The sequence below is a fragment of the Paenibacillus sp. Negev47 genome, assembly GCF_058313655.1.
In genome coordinates this window covers 5,388,518-5,407,426 of the sequence record NZ_CM177754.1, presented here as the reverse complement: position 1 = coordinate 5,407,426, position 18,909 = coordinate 5,388,518, and the positions used below count along the sequence as shown (strand labels likewise).

Annotated in this window: 18 protein-coding genes; 8 read left to right on the top strand and 10 right to left on the bottom strand. The window is 46.7% G+C overall.

The genetic code is table 11. The features are described from left to right. Positions 1–147 precede the first annotated feature (147 nt). Complete coding sequence (gene pruA, locus AC4G47_RS24445; protein WP_491103156.1) at positions 148–1,695, top strand: L-glutamate gamma-semialdehyde dehydrogenase; 1,548 nt, start codon at positions 148–150, stop codon at positions 1,693–1,695. Positions 1,696–2,049: 354 nt separating this feature from the next. Then, positions 2,050–3,354 (top strand): RNA polymerase factor sigma-54, encoded by a 1,305-nt coding sequence (gene rpoN, locus AC4G47_RS24440; RefSeq protein WP_491103154.1) that lies wholly within the window; start codon positions 2,050–2,052, stop codon positions 3,352–3,354. Positions 3,355–3,481: 127 nt separating this feature from the next. On the opposite strand, the gene AC4G47_RS24435 is transcribed toward rpoN, so the two are convergent. Continuing rightward, a complete protein-coding gene (locus AC4G47_RS24435; RefSeq protein WP_491103152.1) occupies positions 3,482–4,915 on the bottom strand; it encodes an aspartate ammonia-lyase in 1,434 nt (477 codons plus the stop codon). Positions 4,916–5,239: 324 nt separating this feature from the next. Here AC4G47_RS24435 and AC4G47_RS24430 point away from each other — a divergent pair, with 324 nt between their 5' ends. Then, positions 5,240–6,517, top strand: a complete 1,278-nt coding sequence (locus AC4G47_RS24430) for a methyl-accepting chemotaxis protein (RefSeq protein WP_491103151.1) — start codon at positions 5,240–5,242, stop codon at positions 6,515–6,517. A gap of 198 nt (positions 6,518–6,715) precedes the next feature. Beyond that, a complete protein-coding gene (locus AC4G47_RS24425) occupies positions 6,716–7,561 on the top strand; it encodes a hypothetical protein (RefSeq protein WP_491103150.1) in 846 nt (281 codons plus the stop codon). A 296-nt stretch (positions 7,562–7,857) separates the two neighbouring features. Here the strand turns inward: AC4G47_RS24425 and AC4G47_RS24420 are convergent, their stop codons facing one another. Beyond that, positions 7,858–8,832, bottom strand: coding sequence for a ring-cleaving dioxygenase (locus AC4G47_RS24420; protein WP_491103149.1), 975 nt, complete (start codon positions 8,830–8,832; stop codon positions 7,858–7,860). A 416-nt stretch (positions 8,833–9,248) separates the two neighbouring features. Between AC4G47_RS24420 and AC4G47_RS24415 the strand changes: the two genes are divergently transcribed. Beyond that, on the top strand, positions 9,249–10,010 hold the full coding sequence (locus AC4G47_RS24415; protein WP_491103148.1) for a YwaF family protein: 762 nt from the start codon (positions 9,249–9,251) through the stop codon (positions 10,008–10,010). A gap of 141 nt (positions 10,011–10,151) precedes the next feature. Here AC4G47_RS24415 and AC4G47_RS24410 read toward each other — a convergent pair whose 3' ends face one another. The 3 genes from AC4G47_RS24410 to AC4G47_RS24400 form a co-directional block, all read right to left on the bottom strand. Beyond that, positions 10,152–10,946 carry an SDR family oxidoreductase gene (locus AC4G47_RS24410; RefSeq protein ID WP_458125576.1) on the bottom strand — a complete coding sequence of 265 codons (795 nt, stop codon included), beginning with the start codon at positions 10,944–10,946 and terminating at the stop codon, positions 10,152–10,154. A gap of 207 nt (positions 10,947–11,153) precedes the next feature. Next, positions 11,154–11,417, bottom strand: a complete 264-nt coding sequence (locus tag AC4G47_RS24405) for a YqkE family protein (protein WP_458125577.1) — start codon at positions 11,415–11,417, stop codon at positions 11,154–11,156. Between the two features lie 477 nt (positions 11,418–11,894). Beyond that, positions 11,895–12,545 carry a peptidylprolyl isomerase gene (locus AC4G47_RS24400; protein WP_458125578.1) on the bottom strand — a complete coding sequence of 217 codons (651 nt, stop codon included), beginning with the start codon at positions 12,543–12,545 and terminating at the stop codon, positions 11,895–11,897. 256 nt (positions 12,546–12,801) lie between these two features. Between AC4G47_RS24400 and AC4G47_RS24395 the strand changes: the two genes are divergently transcribed. After that, entirely contained in the window at positions 12,802–14,016 is a 1,215-nt protein-coding gene (locus AC4G47_RS24395) for an MFS transporter (RefSeq protein ID WP_491106782.1), read from the top strand. 100 nt (positions 14,017–14,116) lie between these two features. On the opposite strand, the gene AC4G47_RS24390 is transcribed toward AC4G47_RS24395, so the two are convergent. The 3 genes from AC4G47_RS24390 to AC4G47_RS24380 all read right to left on the bottom strand — a co-directional run bounded on the left by AC4G47_RS24390 (position 14,117) and on the right by AC4G47_RS24380 (position 15,004). After that, positions 14,117–14,311, bottom strand: coding sequence for a hypothetical protein (locus tag AC4G47_RS24390; RefSeq protein WP_458125579.1), 195 nt, complete (start codon positions 14,309–14,311; stop codon positions 14,117–14,119). A gap of 39 nt (positions 14,312–14,350) precedes the next feature. After that, a complete protein-coding gene (locus tag AC4G47_RS24385) occupies positions 14,351–14,722 on the bottom strand; it encodes a hypothetical protein (protein ID WP_491103147.1) in 372 nt (123 codons plus the stop codon). Positions 14,723–14,842: 120 nt separating this feature from the next. Next, positions 14,843–15,004, bottom strand: a complete 162-nt coding sequence (locus AC4G47_RS24380) for a hypothetical protein (RefSeq protein WP_458125581.1) — start codon at positions 15,002–15,004, stop codon at positions 14,843–14,845. Positions 15,005–15,148: 144 nt separating this feature from the next. On the opposite strand from AC4G47_RS24380, the gene AC4G47_RS24375 reads away from it, so the two are divergent. Both AC4G47_RS24375 and AC4G47_RS24370 read left to right on the top strand, forming a co-directional pair. Then, a complete protein-coding gene (locus AC4G47_RS24375) occupies positions 15,149–15,430 on the top strand; it encodes a hypothetical protein (RefSeq protein ID WP_062832955.1) in 282 nt (93 codons plus the stop codon). Between the two features lie 153 nt (positions 15,431–15,583). Then, a complete protein-coding gene (locus AC4G47_RS24370; protein WP_491103146.1) occupies positions 15,584–17,482 on the top strand; it encodes an ATP-binding protein in 1,899 nt (632 codons plus the stop codon). Positions 17,483–17,560: 78 nt separating this feature from the next. Here AC4G47_RS24370 and AC4G47_RS24365 read toward each other — a convergent pair whose 3' ends face one another. Beyond that, a complete protein-coding gene (locus tag AC4G47_RS24365) occupies positions 17,561–17,803 on the bottom strand; it encodes an NHLP leader peptide family RiPP precursor (RefSeq protein ID WP_458125584.1) in 243 nt (80 codons plus the stop codon). A 54-nt stretch (positions 17,804–17,857) separates the two neighbouring features. After that, positions 17,858–18,805, bottom strand: a complete 948-nt coding sequence (locus AC4G47_RS24360; RefSeq protein WP_491103145.1) for a hypothetical protein — start codon at positions 18,803–18,805, stop codon at positions 17,858–17,860. Between the last annotated feature and the right edge of the window lie 104 nt (positions 18,806–18,909).

Genomic DNA, 18,909 nt, shown 5'->3' with positions numbered 1-18,909 from the left:
TTTCTTTAGTTCAATTTTAACGAGAAAATATTTCAGTTCCAAACGGAGTTGGCACGGATTTTGCTACATATATTTGGTGATGAGTAACATGCATATCAATTCAGGCGAGCAGCCAGTGAAACCCACATCCTGAAGGAGGAATCATTCATGAATATCCCTTTTGTTAACGAACCATTCACACCCTTTGCGGTCCCGGCGAACCGGGAAGCATTCGAAGACGCACTTCGTCAGGTAGAAGCTGAACTTGGGCAGGAATATCCAATTATTATTGGGGGACAAAAAATAACAAGTAGCCGCACGTTAACTTCCGTGAACCCCGCAGCCAAGAATCAGGTTGTCGGAACCATTCACCAGGCAGATCAGGAATTGGCCGAAAAGGCCATTCAGACCGCGGCGGAGACATTCCACACCTGGAAACATACTGACCCGAATGAACGGGCCCGTTATCTGTACAAAGCAGCTGCTATTATGCGTCGTCGCAAGCATGAGTTCTCGGCATGGATGGTCTATGAAGCTGGCAAGACCTGGCCTGAAGCAGATGCCGATACAGCCGAAGCTATTGATTTTATGGAATTCTACGCACGAGATATGCAGCGACTGAGTGAACCGCAGCCCCTTGTGCGGATTGCAGGGGAAGATAATGAGCTGAGTTATATTCCGCTGGGCGTTGGTGTTGTCATTCCACCTTGGAACTTCCCGCTGGCGATTATGGCAGGTATGACTTCGGCTGCACTGGTATCTGGCAACACAGTGGTCTTGAAGCCTGCCAGCACAACGCCGGTAATTGCCGCGAAATTCATGGAACTACTCGCAGAAGTTGGCTTGCCGGATGGTGTAGTGAACTTTTTACCTGGACCAGGCAGTGAAGTTGGCGATTATCTAGTGGATCATGCGCTCACTCGATTTATCAGCTTCACTGGTTCCAGAGATGTAGGTCTGCGAATTAATGAACGTGCAGCCCGTACTGCTCCGGGTCAGAAATGGATCAAGCGAGTTATTGCAGAGATGGGTGGCAAGGATTCCATCGTTGTGGACAGCGGCAGCGATCTGGAACTGGCTGCAGAGTCCATTACCGCTTCGGCATTTGGTTTCTCAGGACAGAAATGTTCGGCGTGTTCCCGTGCCATTATTCATAAGGATGTATATGATGAAGTATTGCAAAAAGTGATTGAACGGACGCAGAAACTGACGATGGGCAGTCCACTTGAAGTGGGCAGTCAGGTCGGGCCGGTTATTGATGACAAGGCATATGCGAAGATCACGGAATATATTGAAATCGGCAAGGGTGAGGGGCGTCTTGTGCACGGTGGTGGTACCGGGAACGTTGAAGGGTACTTCATTGAGCCAACCATTATTGCGGATGTGGACCCGAAAGCACGGATCGCTCAAGATGAGATTTTTGGACCCGTACTCGCTTTCATCAAAGCAGAATCTTTCCAGGATGCACTGGATATTGCCAATAATACCGACTATGGTCTGACAGGCGCGGTGATCTCACGTAATCGCGAACATCTGGAACAGGCAAGACGCGAGTACTTCGCGGGTAATCTGTACTTTAACCGGAAATGTACCGGGGCACTGGTAGGCACGCATCCATTTGGCGGATTTAACATGTCGGGCACGGATTCCAAGGCAGGTGGAAGAGACTATCTGCTGCTGTTTACACAAGCGAAGCTGGTATCGGAGAAATACTAGAAGGATTATTATAATTTAGCTAAAAGAGTGCTTACAATCGCTTGAATAGTATGCTATTATCCCAGCAAATGCTTTTGTCCGTATAAGAGGTAGTTCAAAAAGTCCACTTTTGATTACGAATCATGCCTAGCGGCATCGTCAGCATCGAATATGAAATTCAGCCGAAATAAGCGGTAGGCTTACGAAGTATGTTTCCATTGGAAACATTGTGGTTGCTCACGTAGTTTTCCTACGCTCCGCTACTCCATTTCTAGCTTCATTCCATCTTCTCGGTACTGAAAACCAGACTTTTTGAACACGCATTATAAGAAAAACAGAGGTTTATTGCCCAGCAATGCTTAAGGAGGGACACGGATGTTAGGTGTTCAGTTGGTACAGGAACAACGTATTCGGCTGTCCATCACGCCGGAGATGAAACAATCCTTTCATTTGCTAACCTTGTCTGGTCAGGATCTGGCCCGTTATTTGCAAGATGCCGCAGAAGAAAATCCAGTGCTTGAACTGGAAGAACAAGCTGCGCTCCTCGCCCGGATCCCACGGCGAATGGATCAGCGCAGTTATGCTTCCTATGATCCGCTGCTTCAGGTTAAAGGTGCCGAACCTACATTGGAACAGTTGTTGATTACACAGATTCGAGTGATGACTATTCCGGAAAAATTGGAGAATATATCAATATACTTGGCAGGGTGTGTTAATGATGATGGGTATCTGACGGTGGAGCTGTTAGAGGTGCAAGCAGCACTTGGGCTGCCCATGAATGAGATTACAGCGGGACTGGAACTTCTCCAGTCGCTGGACCCCGCAGGTGTAGGGGCGAGGAATCTGCAGGAATGTCTGCTGCTCCAGATCAGGCGTGATCCATCGGCTGTTCTGAATGCTGAACGCATGGTGGAAGCGGGATTGGAAGCATTGGTTCCTTTTCACCCGGGTAGAACAGGAAGTCGATTAGGTGTAACTTCATGTGAAGCCGAGGCTGCCTATGACTATATTACACGTCTCGATCCCAAACCTTGCCGATCCATCGGATGTACGGAACGACCACATTACATTATTCCGGATGCCATTGTTGGATTGCGTAATGGTGAGGCTTATTTCAGTCTGCATACGGCAGGTAACCCTCGTGTATTCATGAATGAAGCATGTACCCGCTGGATCAGGGATGAGGCACCGGACGAAATCTGGTCTACCCGTGCGGCAGAGGCGAGGGCGATCATTCGTAGTGTGCACCTGCGGCGCAGAACATTAATGCGTGTGCTGGCGGCCGTGATGGAAGAGCAGAAGCGCTTTTTGACCAGTGGACCTTCCGCGCTAAGGCCGCTTAATCTGGCTGTTATTGCCGAGAAGATTGGCATGCATGAATCAACGGTAAGTCGTGCGGTGAATGGTAAATACATTGACACTCCGCATGGTGTATATGAACTCAGAGCTTTTTTTGCCTCGGGAATCGATACAACGTCAGGGGATAAAACATCCGCATCAGCGGTGAAACGCAGATTAAAAGAAATCATTCGCACGGAACAGACGCAGCGGCCGTACTCGGATCGTCACTTGGCCACACTGCTCGCCGAGGAGGGGATCGTCATCTCCCGCAGAACGGTTGCCAAGTACAGGGAGGAGCTTCAGATTCTGCCTTCCCTTGAGCGTAAACGATGGGCTTAATGGAGTAGCTGGCGTCTGATCATCTCTGAATACAAGAACCCCCGCGAACCGGATGAACGGTCTGCGGGGGTTCTTGTTATATTATTGGTGTTGGTGTTTAGATTCCTGCATTAGATTATCTGATTTCCTACAAACGTTCCATATTACGCAGGAAGTGTTCTCCGGCAATCCCTGGTGTAGTCATCTGTTCCGGATGAAGGATCTCTTCCAGTTCTTCCGATGTCAGCAGTCCGCGTTCCAAAATAATCTCTTGCAAGGAAAGTCCAGTCTTGAGCGCTTCCTTCACGATGGAAGCTGCCACATTATAACCTAAGTGCGGGTTCAACGCCGTAACCACACTGAAACTTTGGTTCATGATTAATTCGCAGCGTTCACGGTTAGCTTCCATCTCTTCAACTGCATAACGCGTGAAAACATCGATGCCGTTATTCATAATTTTCAGCGATTGCAGCAAGTTGAACGCAATAACCGGGCCCATGACATTCAGCTCGAATTGGCCAGCTTCACACGCCATACAGATCGTATGGTCGTTCCCCATCACCTGGAAGGAGACCTGATTAATAACTTCCGCCATAACAGGGTTGACTTTGCCCGGCATAATGGACGAACCTGGCTGACGCGGTGGCAGACGCAATTCGTTGAATCCTGCACGCGGACCTGAAGCCATCATGCGAATATCATTACAGATTTTGGACAGGCTGACCGCACATACCTTCAGCGCCGCCGAAAGTTCCAGATAGGCATCCGTGTTCTGCGTTGCATCCACGAGATCTTCAGCCGTTTGTAATGGTAGTCCGGTAACATCGGACAGATGTTCCGTAACTTTGACGATATATTCGGGTTTGGCATTAAGTCCTGTGCCGACCGCAGTTGCGCCCATGTTAATGGTAAGCAGGCGGCGATTAGCGAACTCAAGACGCTCGATATCCCGTCCAATTACGCGGGCATAAGCTCCGAATTCTTGTCCTAGGCGAATAGGCACCGCATCCTGAAGATGGGTACGGCCAACCTTGACCACATCGTTGAATTCCTCTTCTTTTTTACGGAACGCATCCTGTAGTCGCTTCATCGTCGCTAGTAACGTCTCGGATAGTCGGTACGCCGCAATACGCAATGCTGTGGGTACCACGTCATTGGTCGATTGGGACATGTTCACATGATTGTTGGGATTGCAATGGAAGTAGTCTCCCTTGCTTTTGGTTAACAGTTCCAGCCCGCGGTTGGCCAAAATTTCGTTCATATTCATATTCATGGAGGTGCCTGCACCGCCCTGAATGGAGTCTACAATAAAATGATCCAGATGATGGCCTTTCATCATTTCTTCAGCCGCCATGACGATCACATCGCCAATCTTGCTCGGCAGCATCTTCAACTCCATGTTGGTAATCGCTGCCGCCTTCTTCACCGCAGCCAGAGCCGTGATCAGCTCCCGGTGTACCGGAACGCCGGTAATCGGGAAGTTTTCCACGGCCCGTACCGTCTGAATTCCGTAATAAGCATAAGCCGGGATTTCTTTTTCACCGATAAAATCTTTCTCCGTCCTTGTGGACATTGTAGACATTTCGTTCGCCTCCAGTGGCATCCAATAAATAGGTCAGCTCCGACTATGCCGAAGCGCACTCAGTATATCATTTAAGCAAAATGGATGCCAAGCTAAATCATTTCGTCTGATTTGCCGATAATAATTTAAATTAGGGATTTACTTTATACGCAGTCATCATTAAAAGGGGGCTGAAAAGCTTGTCTTATCCATTATGCACTACATGGTAGAGAACTCATGCGTGAACCATATGCAAGGAGTAGATAGAATGTTTCAGTGATGTATGTCACATGATATTTGGTACATGATTGGTAAAATAGGAAAAAAGGACTACGGGGTGTGAATATGAAATGGACTTTAGGCGCAAAAACAGTCGCAGGTTTGGTACTGATCTCAATTATTACGTACGGAACTAGCGGCTTTTTTATATTTTTCCTCCAGGACTGGCTCTCTTTCAACATGCCAAGCTGGTTGTATATCTCCATCATCCTAGTTATGGGGGTGTGTTGGAACGGGATTCTCGGGTGGTTCGCCTCTCGCTGGCTGACTCGTCCGATTGTTCATCTTTCTCGTGCGGCACAACAAGTTTCATCCGGGGATCTGACAACCGAGATTCCGCAGCGGCGCACACAGGATGAACTTACTGTATTATATGACGCTTTTCGCGTAATGGTTTCTAATCTCAGAAGTATTGTGAACGATATTGCGGACAGTACACGGACCACCTCCCAGAACGCCCAATCGCTTAGTGAAGCCATTACGCAGGCTGCAGAGCAGATCGAGATGATGTCCGAAGCGGTAGATCATATTGCGGTGGGAGTAGAAGAGCAGAAAGTCACTTCCCATCAGTCTCTGATCACTGCGGATGAGATGTTGAACGATTTCCAGCGTATGCACAGCCAGTCCATGGGTATGACAGAGATGTCTGGTCAGATGGAACGATCGGTGGATCACACGAAGCAGACCTTCTCATCACTGATGAAAGGAATGGACGAGCTGGCCGAGTCTCACAATCGTTCCCGCGATATTATGCTGTTGCTGGAGAAGGAAGCTTCCGATATCGAGGTGATTACCCAGTCTGTCAAAAACATTGCTGAGGAAACAGGGCTGCTTGCCCTGAATGCTTCCATTGAGGCTGCACGAGCGGGCGAAGAAGGATCAGGTTTTGCAGTTGTGGCTCAGCAGATCCGCAAGCTCGCAGACGAGAGTAAGGAATCAGTGCACCGTATTAATGAGCTGATCAGTCGTGTGCAGCAGCGGATCAGAGAGACGGCACAACTGTCTCATGAGCAGCATGGTCTGGTGGTTAATGAATCGGAGCGGACCATCTCTGTGGATCAGACGTTGCATGAACTGACAGGTACGGTGGAAGTGTTCATGAAGGGTGCGCATGATATTGGTTCCAAGATTGCAGAACAGACAGGCCGGGTTGAACAAACGCACGGTCATGTGAAGAAGATCCAGGGTAAAGCCGGATCGTTCTCGGATGAGGCGAGACGAATCATGGATGCCGCACACGAAGAGACAGCCATCATGGAGGAGATTTCATCCTCGGCTGAAGAACTGAGACAGTTAACCGATCGATTAATGGACAAAACCAAAGCATTCCGGATGCAGCCTTGAGCTGTGTTCGGAATTTTTTTTGCTTTTTGAGAACAATTTTGGTTTAAGAATTTGCTTATTCTGGTTAAAGCCGAACGTTCTTTCGTGAAAATAAAAATTTGTAAAGATTATTTTATGAAACATTAACAATTTCGCAACTTGCAGGCGATAAATGAAGATATAATAGGAATATCACAACAGAAGAAGGAGCCCAGTATATTGAAAACTTGGACAGGTATCCTGCTGATGATTATTTTGGCGGTAGCTACGATTAGTACAACTTCAGCTGCCAGAACCATGAATGAATCACAAAAACAGCTTAACATAGATGATCAATCCAGCCAGACCGAAGTGGTCGAGGCTTCCAATATAGATAAAATGCATGACACAGCGAAGACAACGAAGGAATCAATTCCTGTGAAAGAGGAAAACGTTTCGGTTGCACCTGAGAATGAAAATGTCAGATTATACCCTATGAAAGTTGAGGGTTCAGGATATATATATAACGGAATGATTTTGGAAGTGGACGGCAAGACGCGAGAGTTTAGTGATTGGCAGGGAGAAGGCGGGTCTTACAAACCCGAAGTGCACGAGCTGGATCTGAATGGAGACGGCCAGAAAGAGATTGTTGTTTTGTACACGGAAGGTCATGGAACAGGTATTTATTTAGGACAAGCACGTATTATTGATCCGGTAACGCTGGATGAGATGAAGATGCAATCTCTGGATGAGATTGTGAAGGAGCATGTGGATTCGAGAATCAACGTTACATCTGATCGGGTCGACATTGACGTTACGGTGGATGGAGTTCCAGCAGAACCCTCTTCGATGGAGGAAGACACGAGTGGCGGCGTGTATAACGAAGAACTTAAGTTTGGTGGAGTAACGTATTATAGTCTGGAGAATGGCAAGCTTGTTGTGTCGGCATCGGGTGCTTACGGTATGGGTCTGTATGCCGGTGACCTGACTTTTGCCTATGCATATGAGGGTGGCGAATGGAAGGCTGTAGATCTGAAGTACAGCATGGAAGTGTATGAAGAAGAATATTATGAATCCTTTGATTGATATCGTAGTGTAGACACCTAGTGGGCGGGGATTGGCAGTTCTCGTGGTGAAAGTGAAGTCCTACCAGTAAGCAAGTGAAAAAAATATCTCCCTTCCTGCCTTGACGGACAGTGGGGAACAGGGCGAGGCTGAAAAAAATTGGGACATACAGCCTCGTTTTGTGCTGCCCAGAGAACATATAAAATAGATCAAAATCAAAAACGATTACCGGCTCTGCATTACCCGGATCATATCCGGAATGCATAAGCGATAATCGTTTTTATTTTGCTTGTATAGAGAAGGGTAGTCAGATCCGGTTAGCGGATGACGGTGTCTAGCGGCTTGAGGTTTGCTTCAATCTCGGCGCGGCGACCTTCAAGGAATGGTGGCAAGGCAAGCGATTCTCCCAGATGTGCCAATTCTTCGTCTGTATCGAATCCCGGACCATCGGTGGCCAGCTCGAACAGTATACCGTTTGCTTCACGGAAATACAGGGAACGGAAGTAGAAGCGGTCTACAAAACCGGAGTTAGGGAATTGGAAGTTATGAACCCGTTCCACCCATTGTTTGAGTTCTTCCTCATTATCCACACGGAACGCAACATGGTGCACACTGCCACGTCCTGGACGTTCTTGGGCAAGGTCATTACGTTCTTCAACATGTACTTCGGAGCCACTGCCACCTTCGCCTGATTCAAAGACCAGTACATCAGGTTGACCTGGAGTAAAGGCAGGGTAGCTTCCTTTCGCTCTGAAACCCAGCAGTTCGGTAAGAACCGGAGCGGTGAGGGATGCATCTTTTACCGTAAGATGGATGGGGCCCAAGCCTACAATACCGTATTCAGCAGGTACAGGGCTCTGATCCCACGGTTGACCACCAGCAACGCCTGTATTGTGTTCATCCGAGACCAGAATCAGACGTTGTCCTTCAAAGTCCGTGAATGAGAGCGTGGCACGACCGCCCCGTTGAACAATCTCTCCATGATCAACTTCGAATTCGTCAAAACGCTGCTGCCAGTACGAAAGAGCCTTATCGTTAGGAACACGGAGTGACGTTCCTGATATACTGTTCACGCCTTCACGAGTCTGTCCGGCCATCGGAATCTCGAAGAAGGTAAGTTCGGTACCCGGATTGCCTTTCTCATCACCATAGAAGAGATGGTATACGGACACATCGTCCTGGTTGACCGTTTTCTTAATGAGGCGCAGCCCCATGATATTCGTGTAGAAATGATAATTCTGATCGGCGTGTGCTGTTAGAGCTGATACGTGGTGAAGTCCTTTGATTTGCATATTAATTCCTCCTAGTTAGGTATAAGTTCAACTAAGGATTATTTACACTGGCACTTCGATGACAGAACAACCCTCCGATCGCTGTTATCCCCAGATTTTTTTGATTTCTTTTTGAAAATGGCAAATCCGGGGATAAAGGCGACCGCTCCGCTTCTTCAGGTTTTTTCTGTCCTCTCCGTTATCGTGTAAAATGTGTAGTTGAACATATTTTCTATTTTGAATTTATTGTCTATTGAGAAAGTTACTAACTTTTAGTGTGTTTTGCTTCTGGATTTATCTTAACATAAAGATATTTAAATTACAATCCTTATTTAGAATTCCAACTGGACAGTATTTTCATTCAATGGCAAAATGAAAAAGTTAACATTAAAGAGAGATAATGTTGGTGAGATGATCACAAAGGAGAGAAGAGATGCATGGCGTATCCACCATGGCTGGACCCGTATGATGCTGAGCTGTTTATTCTGTTCTCCACTTCACATATCGTAACCATTAGCGGAATTGCAGTACTGATTGTGCTATTGTTTTTACTTCGACACCAGCTTCGATTGTGGTCAGAGAGGGCACGCCGTTCACTGCGGATTGTTCTCGCTTGCATCATGTTCGGCTGTGAAATCGTGCTGCAACTCTGGTACATATATGGCGGTGTATGGAGCCTGCAGACATCACTGCCACTCGAACTATGCAGTTTATCTTTGTTATTATCGGGGTTGTTATTACTGATACGAAGTCGATGGTTACATTCGGCACTGTTATTTGCAGGCATCGCAGGAGCCCTTATGGCCATTCTTACTCCTAATCTGGGCTATGCTTATGCACATTTTCGATTCATTCAATTTTTCGTCGCTCATGCCTGTATCATTCTGGCTTTACTCTACATGACGTGGGTGGAACAGCTGCGACCTAGTTGGAGATCTGTGGCAGGTTCGATGATATTTGTGAATGTAGCTGCATTGTTCGTATATATAGTAGATATTCTGCTTGATGCGAATTACATGTTCTTGAGATTCAAGCCGAGTACACCCTCGGTCCTGGATATGCTGGGGCCTTATCCCATGTACATCCTTGGGGAAGAGGTTCTGGCACTGGTTTTGTTTTCGCTGATGTATGTTCTGCTATTTGCCATTCCGGACCGGTTGTATCATCGTATGAAAAAGGGGAAAAGCCCCGCGGTTTAGAGATAATCCTTGTAGTTACGCCTGCTCCGTATAATTACTAACCATGCATAAATAAAACATCCCGCAGTAATCTGATCCGTTCAGATCGCTTGCGGGATGTTCTGCTGTTGTCCCTGAAACGGGACAACTTTTATGTTGAGTTTATCCGCGGAGCAAAGACTCTGCACCATCCACGTAGATTCGTGTACCTGTAACATGGGAAGCTTCATCGGAAGCGAGAAACAGAACCAGGTTAGCCACTTGCTTGGACGTTCCAGGTTCGCCCTTGAGCGGATGTTCATGTCCTTCGGGGAATTCTACAGGAATCTGTACTTCTTTCAGATCATCCGACGGATAGGTGTTATCGTCGATGTTGGTGTCGATAGCTCCTGGACAGACGGCGTTTACGCGAATCTTATAACGAGCTAGCTCCAGTGCAGCCATCTTCGTAAACGCGGTTTGTCCTGCTTTGCTGGAAGCGTATGCAGAGAATCCGATCCCTGAGAAGACCCGGTTACCGTTAATGGAACTGGTAATAATGATGCTGCCGCCATGTTCTCTCAGATGGGGGATAGCATATTTGACGGTTGCGAAGGTTCCGCGCATATTGATCTCCATCGTCTGGTCCCAGTCCTCAATTTCCATCGTTTCGATCGGGGCCATCGTTCCGTTAATGCCGGCATTGGCAAATATGATATCCAGTTTACCCGCTTCAGCCACAGCCTGATTGATCGCCTTCTGTACATTGTCCGGTTTGGAGATGTCACACTCGATCACATACGCTTCTCCACCAGCTTTCTCAATCGTCTGCTTCGTTTCCTCCGCATTTTCGGGTGTACGATCCAGCATATATACTTTGGCCCCGTGCTCGGCGAATCGAATAGCAGTAGCCTGACCAATGCCCGATCCACCTCCGGTTACAATCGCCACTTTGCCTTCCAAACGTTGTTCAGTCATCTCTGATCCCTCCATAGTTAGATTATCGTTGTACGCTCTACTTCTAACATACCCGGCTCAAGACGCGTGAATCATATGTGTATATATGAAAAAGAACAGGACCGCAACGCGGCCCTGTTCTGGAACAGATCATCTTCATCATCTGTCTGCTGTGAACTTATTTTGGCATGTGAATGGTGGGAAACTCATTGAGGTCATGCCTGATACTTACTTATGTTTCTTCCAGTCCATTGCACTGTTATTGAGCAAATATTCGAAATCATTATCCCGGCGCTTCTGCTCCGCTTGGCGAGCTTCTTCTGCCTGTTGACGTTCCTGCTCTTTAAGTGCCGCTTCGGCAGCCTTGGCTGCATCCGCCTGAGCTTTCAGCTTCTCCAACACATCACTGCTAAGCAGATCCTTCAGTGTTGTGGGTTTATCCTGTGCTACTGCTGCTTTGGGAGCAGGAGTGCGTTTTTTGGATTTTGCCATAGGAAAATCTCCTTTCCAAACATGAATCAGGTTCCATTTATCGTACAGTAGTCATAGTATATCAGGTTCCCGTAATGCATTCCACGAAACTGCGGAACAAAAGCAGGAAAACGAGGGTTGCGTGACGAATGAAAACGGGTATAAAATCATATACTATTACCGATACTGCGACTATTCCCTGGAGAAAGGAGTCGTTGTTCGTGGAAGTAAACCGTGGTTTACTGAAAGGGCTTGCATGGGGCGTTGCCTTCAGCTGCCCGTTATGGATTGCGATTATCGGCTGGTTACGTTTGATGGGATGGATGTATTGAGGATGATGCCGGAAGAGGTCATTTTTTATAAAGTCAATTATGTAACCGTTATCATTAAATAAAGCTCTGCCTTGCGACATTCGCATAGGACAGAGCTTTTGTTTGTTTGAACAGTTCAAAGCAAGCTTTGGGCCTTGGATTTTTATCCAATAGGTAGGGATGTTGATTAAGGCATTTTTACCGGCTCTGGATACTCCAGACCATGGGTATCTACCGTAACTTTTTTCATAACTTGATCGGTATCGGGTTTGTCTTTTATATTGCCTATTTTCTGAGCTGCAATACCATCAACGACTTCCATACCTTCCGTTACTTTACCGAAGGATGCATAGGCATTATCCAGGTGATCCGCGTCAGCTAACATGATGAAGAATTGGGAGCCTGCCGAGTCCAAATTATCTGTACGCGCCATGGAAATAACTCCGCGGGTATGATTCAGGTGGTTTTTGTGACCGTTGGATGTAAATTCACCCTTAATCGTGTATCCCGGGCCGCCCGAACCTTTCCCATCTGGATCACCACCCTGAATCATGAATCCAGGAATGACACGGTGAAAGATCAGGCCGTCATAGAAACCCTGATTCGCTAGTGAAATAAAATTGTTCACCGTATTGGGTGCAATTTCCGGGTATAGCTCAATGATAATCTTCTGACCATCAGCCATTTCAATAGTGGCTATCGGGTTGGGGCCTTCGGGTTCAACTGGAGCTGGTGTTTCAGTAGCGCCACTCGAAGGGCGTCCACAACCACTAATGACGATAAGCAGCATCGCAAAAACGAGCGATACCGCGGTTGTTTTTTTCCACCGTAAAGACATGAAAGCGTTCCTCCTTGCATCTCTGCATGATATATTATCTCCAAATCTTATTTGGATATTTACCCAACTATCATACCGTTTTTGTGGACAGGATGGCAATGCAATACATGTGGTTGTGGTGAACAAGGGATGGTCTTCATGGAATCATGGGTGTAAAATAAGGAAAATGCTTCCGCATCGGGGACGTACGGGTCTGTTCCGTCCGCTCCAATACACGGCAGTCCCGGCGTCGGTAACGGAAAGGGCGTGTGGGCATATGAACTTCTCGTGGAAGCGCAATTTGGTGATATTGTGGATTGGTGTATTTTTTTGCAGCACCGCGTATTCGATCTCGATTCCGTTTCTGCCCCTGTTTCTTAGTGCTGATCTGGGGGTTCGTGATCATCTGGAGTTATGGTCAGGATTGGCCTTCGGTATTACGTTTCTCGCGAGTGCGCTAGTGTCTCCTTTCTGGGGGTCACTGGCTGACAAATATGGGCGTAAGCCCATGCTCATCCGGTCGGGATATAGTCTTGCCGTCTTGTATTTAATCAATTACTTCGTGCAGGACCCCTATTCACTGATTGTTGTTCGGTTGTTCCAGGGTCTGCTTGCAGGGTTTGTTCCAGCAGCGATTGCCCTGGTAGGCACGAATACACCGGAAGAGAAGACAGGATATGCACTGGGCATTATGTCTACAGCGGGAGCAACAGGTGGTATTATCGGACCGTTGATCGGTGGGGTGGTGAGTCACTATTATGGTAACCGGAATGCATTTTTGTTTTCGGCCATTGTAGTGCTAATCTCTGCGATTATCGCAACCTTCTGGGTAAAAGAGGAAAACTTCAACCGGAATAAGGCACGTTCCCACGTCATGGATGATATACGTGAAGCGCGAGCGAATCGTTTGTTTATGACTGTGCTTGGCATGATGGGCATATGTACATTCTCGGTCATGATTCTGGAGCCATTATTGACGGTGTATGTGATGGAAATGGGCGTGCAGCCTGATCGTGCCTCACTCAGCTCGGGTATTATTTTCTCGGCGGTAGGTGTAGCGACAGTCATCATGGCACCAAGGTGGGGCAAGATTGGTTCAAGAATTGGATACGGTAAAGTGCTGATCATTGGTCTGGTTGGCGGGGCTGTAGGGAACCTTCTGCAGTTCTTCATAACAGGGTATATCGGCTTCGGTATATTGCGGTTTGTGTATGGATTATTCTTTGCGGCTGTATTCCCGGCGATTAACGCCATGATTGTGCAGGCTACTGCATCTCGTTTTAGAGGCAGGGCCTTTAGTTTGAATCAGTCCGCAGCCCAAATCGGGACGATGGCGGGGCCGATCATTGGTGGTGTTCTCGGTGGCTGGCTGCCGATTCGCTGGATTTTTATCATTAACGGACTTGCGCTGTTAATCACTGCGATTGTAGCCAAGTGGTCTGGGTTGGATCACAAGCTGCCTGGAACAGGTAAGGTTTCTGCAAAGCGGTGACGCTGAATTGCGCACAGAAAGTGAACTGAAAGGTAACGAAAAAAGATGACGCTGTGAAGTTACAGACGTCATCTTTTTTAAGTCTACTACGGATCTATATTTATTGGTCATCGAAAGAGGGCTTACGGGAAGCCTTCTCCTTGGGAATGGCATGTTCAACAGCATCACGCTGATCCTCGTCCTCAAGCGCATCAGGAAAAGAATCTTCTGTGAACAGCCCAAAGTCTGGATCAATATCCCGTTCAGTTACCAGATTATCGGGTTCGTGCTCATGCTCTTTGCGTTCATCTTTCATCGTGTATGCACCTCCTTGTTCAGGATGTCATTACGACTATTAGCGTCGTGGTGGAATGTCGTTCTCCGGTTTGGCGTCTGCACCAGCGCCATTGAGCAGATCTGTACCATGCAATGCATCCGGATCAGGTGCAGCAGGATCAACCGGGCTGTTCGGTTGCAGCAGATCTGCATCGGGTACGGATTCCAGCGGCGTCTCAGCCAAACGCGAATCCAATTCCGGCTCGCCCACAGCCGTTGCTGCTACCGGTGGCAGATTCGAATCTTCCGTGACGATCCGCCTGCCGGAAACCTCGTCAAAGGTATCCATATCACCTTCCGGGACTTCCGTCTCTGGTGGAATATCGCGGGACCTCTGATAACGGTCGTAGTAGCGGTCGCTCTCTTCGTTACTGATTGGTTTGTCAGACATGAGTAGCACTTCCTTTCATTTGAGTTCCCAAAAGCTTATAACCCCGTAGTTACCCAAAGCGCTGGTATTGTAATCTTGCAAAGGTTATTATCTCCGGGTGTCCACTACGATATGAATGCCTTAGAATTTGGGAAATACATACTTGACCAAGAAGTATAAAAATCCAAAAAAGATAATGATATACGCGGCATATTTAATAAATGTGGAAGCGACCTTACTTGAATCCGATTTATGCTGGACATCCTTATGTTCTACCTCGACCGTACGATGTGGATCATTCATTGAAATCATCTCCTTAGGGTGTGTGCTAGCTTTGTGAAACCATTACACCTGAAGAATAGGATTGAAACGCAGCGACCGTTTTTGCAGCTTTTCATGTTTTGGCTATGTTATGATGAATCATGAATATGTAAGGGAGGGATTCAAGTGGACTGGTTCACACTGGGCAATATGATCACACGCATTCGTATCGGGCAAAAGGCGTCCACACCCGGGTTCTCCCGTACCGTCATCCGTCGTCCGGATGGTTTGTTTTGGGTAGGCGGTATATGGTCCGGACAAGTTGTCCAGCTGCGGGATTTCCTTTTCTCCGATATATGGACCATCTATGATGATGAGGAAACAGAACAGTGGCTTGAGTTCCGCAGTCAAGTTGAACAAAAAGAACGTGAAATGATAGAGAATCAGTTCGAAGATCTGCGCGATTAACCGAATGATTTTAACAATAAAATGGAAATAAGACTATAAATCGACTTAAATGTGAAATTTCATTTTATCTCAAGAAGGTGACGTGACAAACCGTGGCGAATGATAGATGAGAGATTCTAATATAAGGAAAATAAACACTTTGAGGTGCTGTGAATGAAAAATGTGCCCAAAGCTATCGTCATCTTATGGATGAGTGTATTGATTATTCTATGCATGCCGCATGGGATAGTCTTTGCAACTACAGGAGAGGTTCAGCAGCCTGTATCCATTACAGGATGGGAAGTAAAATGGGGGAACGTTGACGATCAAGGGTTCATCAGTGAGGTTAAGAGAGCAGACGAGATATGGGAAAATCAGGGCATCGATAAGTTAGGGTACAGCAATACAGATCGATCGAGTTCCTTATGGACTCGTCTGACCATCCCTGAATTGAGTGAGGAAAGTTCAGCCATTCGATTTGAAAACATCAAAGGCAATCATATTGTTATCTATCTGGAGGACCGCAAGGTCTACGAGAACTACCATTACAATTATGATAATAATGCTGTGTTGCTACCGTTATCCAGCGAAAATTCAGGTGACACGGTCTATGTATGGTCGCAAAATGAGAAAGGCCGTCTGGGCGTACAAGGGACCATTCAGGTTGGGAATTATGCCATGTTACAGGAGAAATATATTCATAGCGGGCTTATTGATGTCATCTTGGGCGCGACCTTTGTCTTCACAGCCCTTACGATGCTGAGCTGCACATTCTTTCTAGGCAAATTCCACAAGGGATTGTGGATCTCACTATGTATCGTGATGGGCTCCATCGGCACGATGATCATCACGTACTCGCAATTTTTGTATACGTTCTATCAGGTGCATGGTGACCTGTATTCCGTAGTCTTTGATCTGGCAATGCTGTTGGGTATGCCAGCGCTCTGTTATTTCTTCGAACAGATTATCGGGCCGGGACTGCATGGAATCTTCACCAAACTGCGAAAAATACTATTCATATATTCAGTTGTCGCTGTGTTCTCTCTATTTATCTATGTTATTTCAGGAGGGCAATGGGATGTGCTCTACAATCTGCTCGTACAGCGTGTAGTAGGCATGGTGCTGGTCATTCTGCTGACGATTCTATTGGTGGGTACCATCGCCAAAGCGCTGCAACGAAACCGGGAAGCGATGCTGCTTGCGACAGGATTCGGTACATTTGCCCTGATTAGTGTGGCTGAACTGTTGTGGTACTATCAGCGGAATGGTTCATATCATCTGTTATGGTGGAAATGGTCGATGGTTGCATTTGTGATCTCGTTAATTGCGATTCTCGGAAGTCGCTTTGCCGAAAAACATACCAAGGTTCTAGAGTACTCCAAGGAATTGGAGTTGTTCAACAATGAGTTGCAGCGATCCGAGAAGATGGAGATTATTAGTGAACTGGCTGCTTCCGTTGCCCATGAAGTGCGTAATCCACTTCAGGTGACAAGAGGGTTCCTGCAGCTTATGACAGAACAGGAAGACAATAAAAATAAGGGGTATGTTCGAATTGCACTGGAGGAACTTGATCGGGCTTCCGGCATCATAACGGACTTCCTTACCTTTGCCAAACCTGAGTTTGACCATATCATCTCGCTCAATATCTCGGATGAATTCAATCATATTGAAGGCATTCTTGTACCGATGGCTAATCTGGAGGGTGGAAAAATCACAACAGACATTCCCCCAGATCTGTATATTCGGGGCAATTCCTCGAAGTTCAAACAGGCTTTTATCAATATCATCAAGAACAGTATCGAAGCTCTGCAGGGACAAGGCCAGATTGATATCTGGGCGTATAAGCAGGACGGAATCATCAAAGTGCATGTCAGGGATAACGGAGAAGGGATGAACGAGGAAGCACTCTCCCGGTTGGGCGAGCCATATTTCTCCAATAAAATCAAAGGCACAGGTCTGGGCATGATGGTTACTTTCCGAATTGTAGAAGCGATGCAAGGGCAGATCAGCTTTACAAGCACCAAAGGGGTAGGAACAGAAGCGGTTGTATCTTTTGCCGAGTTCGTCGAATGACGAACTCGCAGAAGGATACAACCGCTTTTTTTTGTTCCTACCCCTGACTTCTTGCACTATAAAGTTAACTTATCTGACTTAGCTTCTCCAAGGTCCACAATTTACATCATAATTTACCTTTGAAGGATTTGGAGGTATGACAAGAACGTAGTCATTCTGCTGTTCCTCAACGGTACGTACTTTAATGTTTTCCGGGATTACGATGCCGAATGCTTCACGAAGCGCTTGCTTCGGATTGGAGTGCAATTGTTGTCTGAAGTGCTCGTCGCTCCAAGCTTTTTCAATAATATCCTCATGCAACGTTTTCTCTGATACCATCATCGTCAACATTCCCTTCATATTTAAAATTAAACCGAATCAGCTTCACCCTTGTGCTCAAGATTCCAGTTGTTGATCGCTGATCCAGTAATGAAACCCGCCTTGGAGGAGCCTTTTTTTTCGTTGTGTAATCTCCTGAACAGCTTGTACCAAAGTGCTGCATAAATAGGAATTAAATGCTTCAAGATGTGATATTCCCGAGTTAGAAGATGTTAATGTACGATTATAGTGATTAGCAATGTCTACGTAAGAGTTCATGAGTTGTGTATTGTATACATTGTCATGTATACATTCACTTAGCGGATGATCTGGATAGTTATGGTTCAGTGCTGCGGATATGTGGGAGAGGTAGCTGTTGTAATTTCCATGCACAGCATCTTGTTGTGTGTCTGTGAAGTCATCAGTCATCTGGAGGGTCATGAGTATAATGTTGATGGCAGAGCACACCGGGTTCATCTGGTCGGATTGTTCCAGCAGAAGGAGTGCACCAGTAGCTCCAATGAGCAGAGGGGCAGCTTTCTGCGCAATCAGCAAGGGATTATGTTGAAAATAATCAATGAAATGCTCACCCGTAACGCTGACGGCCCAATCCACGACATATTGTCTGAAATAGATCCAGAATGTGGAGGTAGGATCGAATAACTCCGAGTAGGATTGAAGTGCATCCATGTAGTATAGATTACCCAGGGATAACTTCCGTGTGGCATCCTCAGGCTGTTCATCCATCACGTCGTCCTGGTTCAGGAAATATAACATGTGAATGAGACAGGCTGTACTCAGTTGGTGTGCGTTCTCACGGGATAGTCCATCCGAATGTTGCATCCAGAGTGGAATGATGTACCCGATATAACTATGCCCCGAATCTCGTAACAGGGGATTGACTGAATGAAGTTGTTCCAATCCATATCCTGATAGAGGTTCGGGATATTTCCGTACGAGTTCTTCCGCGGAAGCGAACACGGCCTCCAGATCGGATCTAAACGGATCTAACCATTCTCTACGCATCGTTACATATCGTCCTTCCTGCGACTAAGGTGATTCAGGACTGTTCAACTGATATAGATCATGAAGTTACACTTAGTATAGCGGAAATAAACTGAAAAAAATAG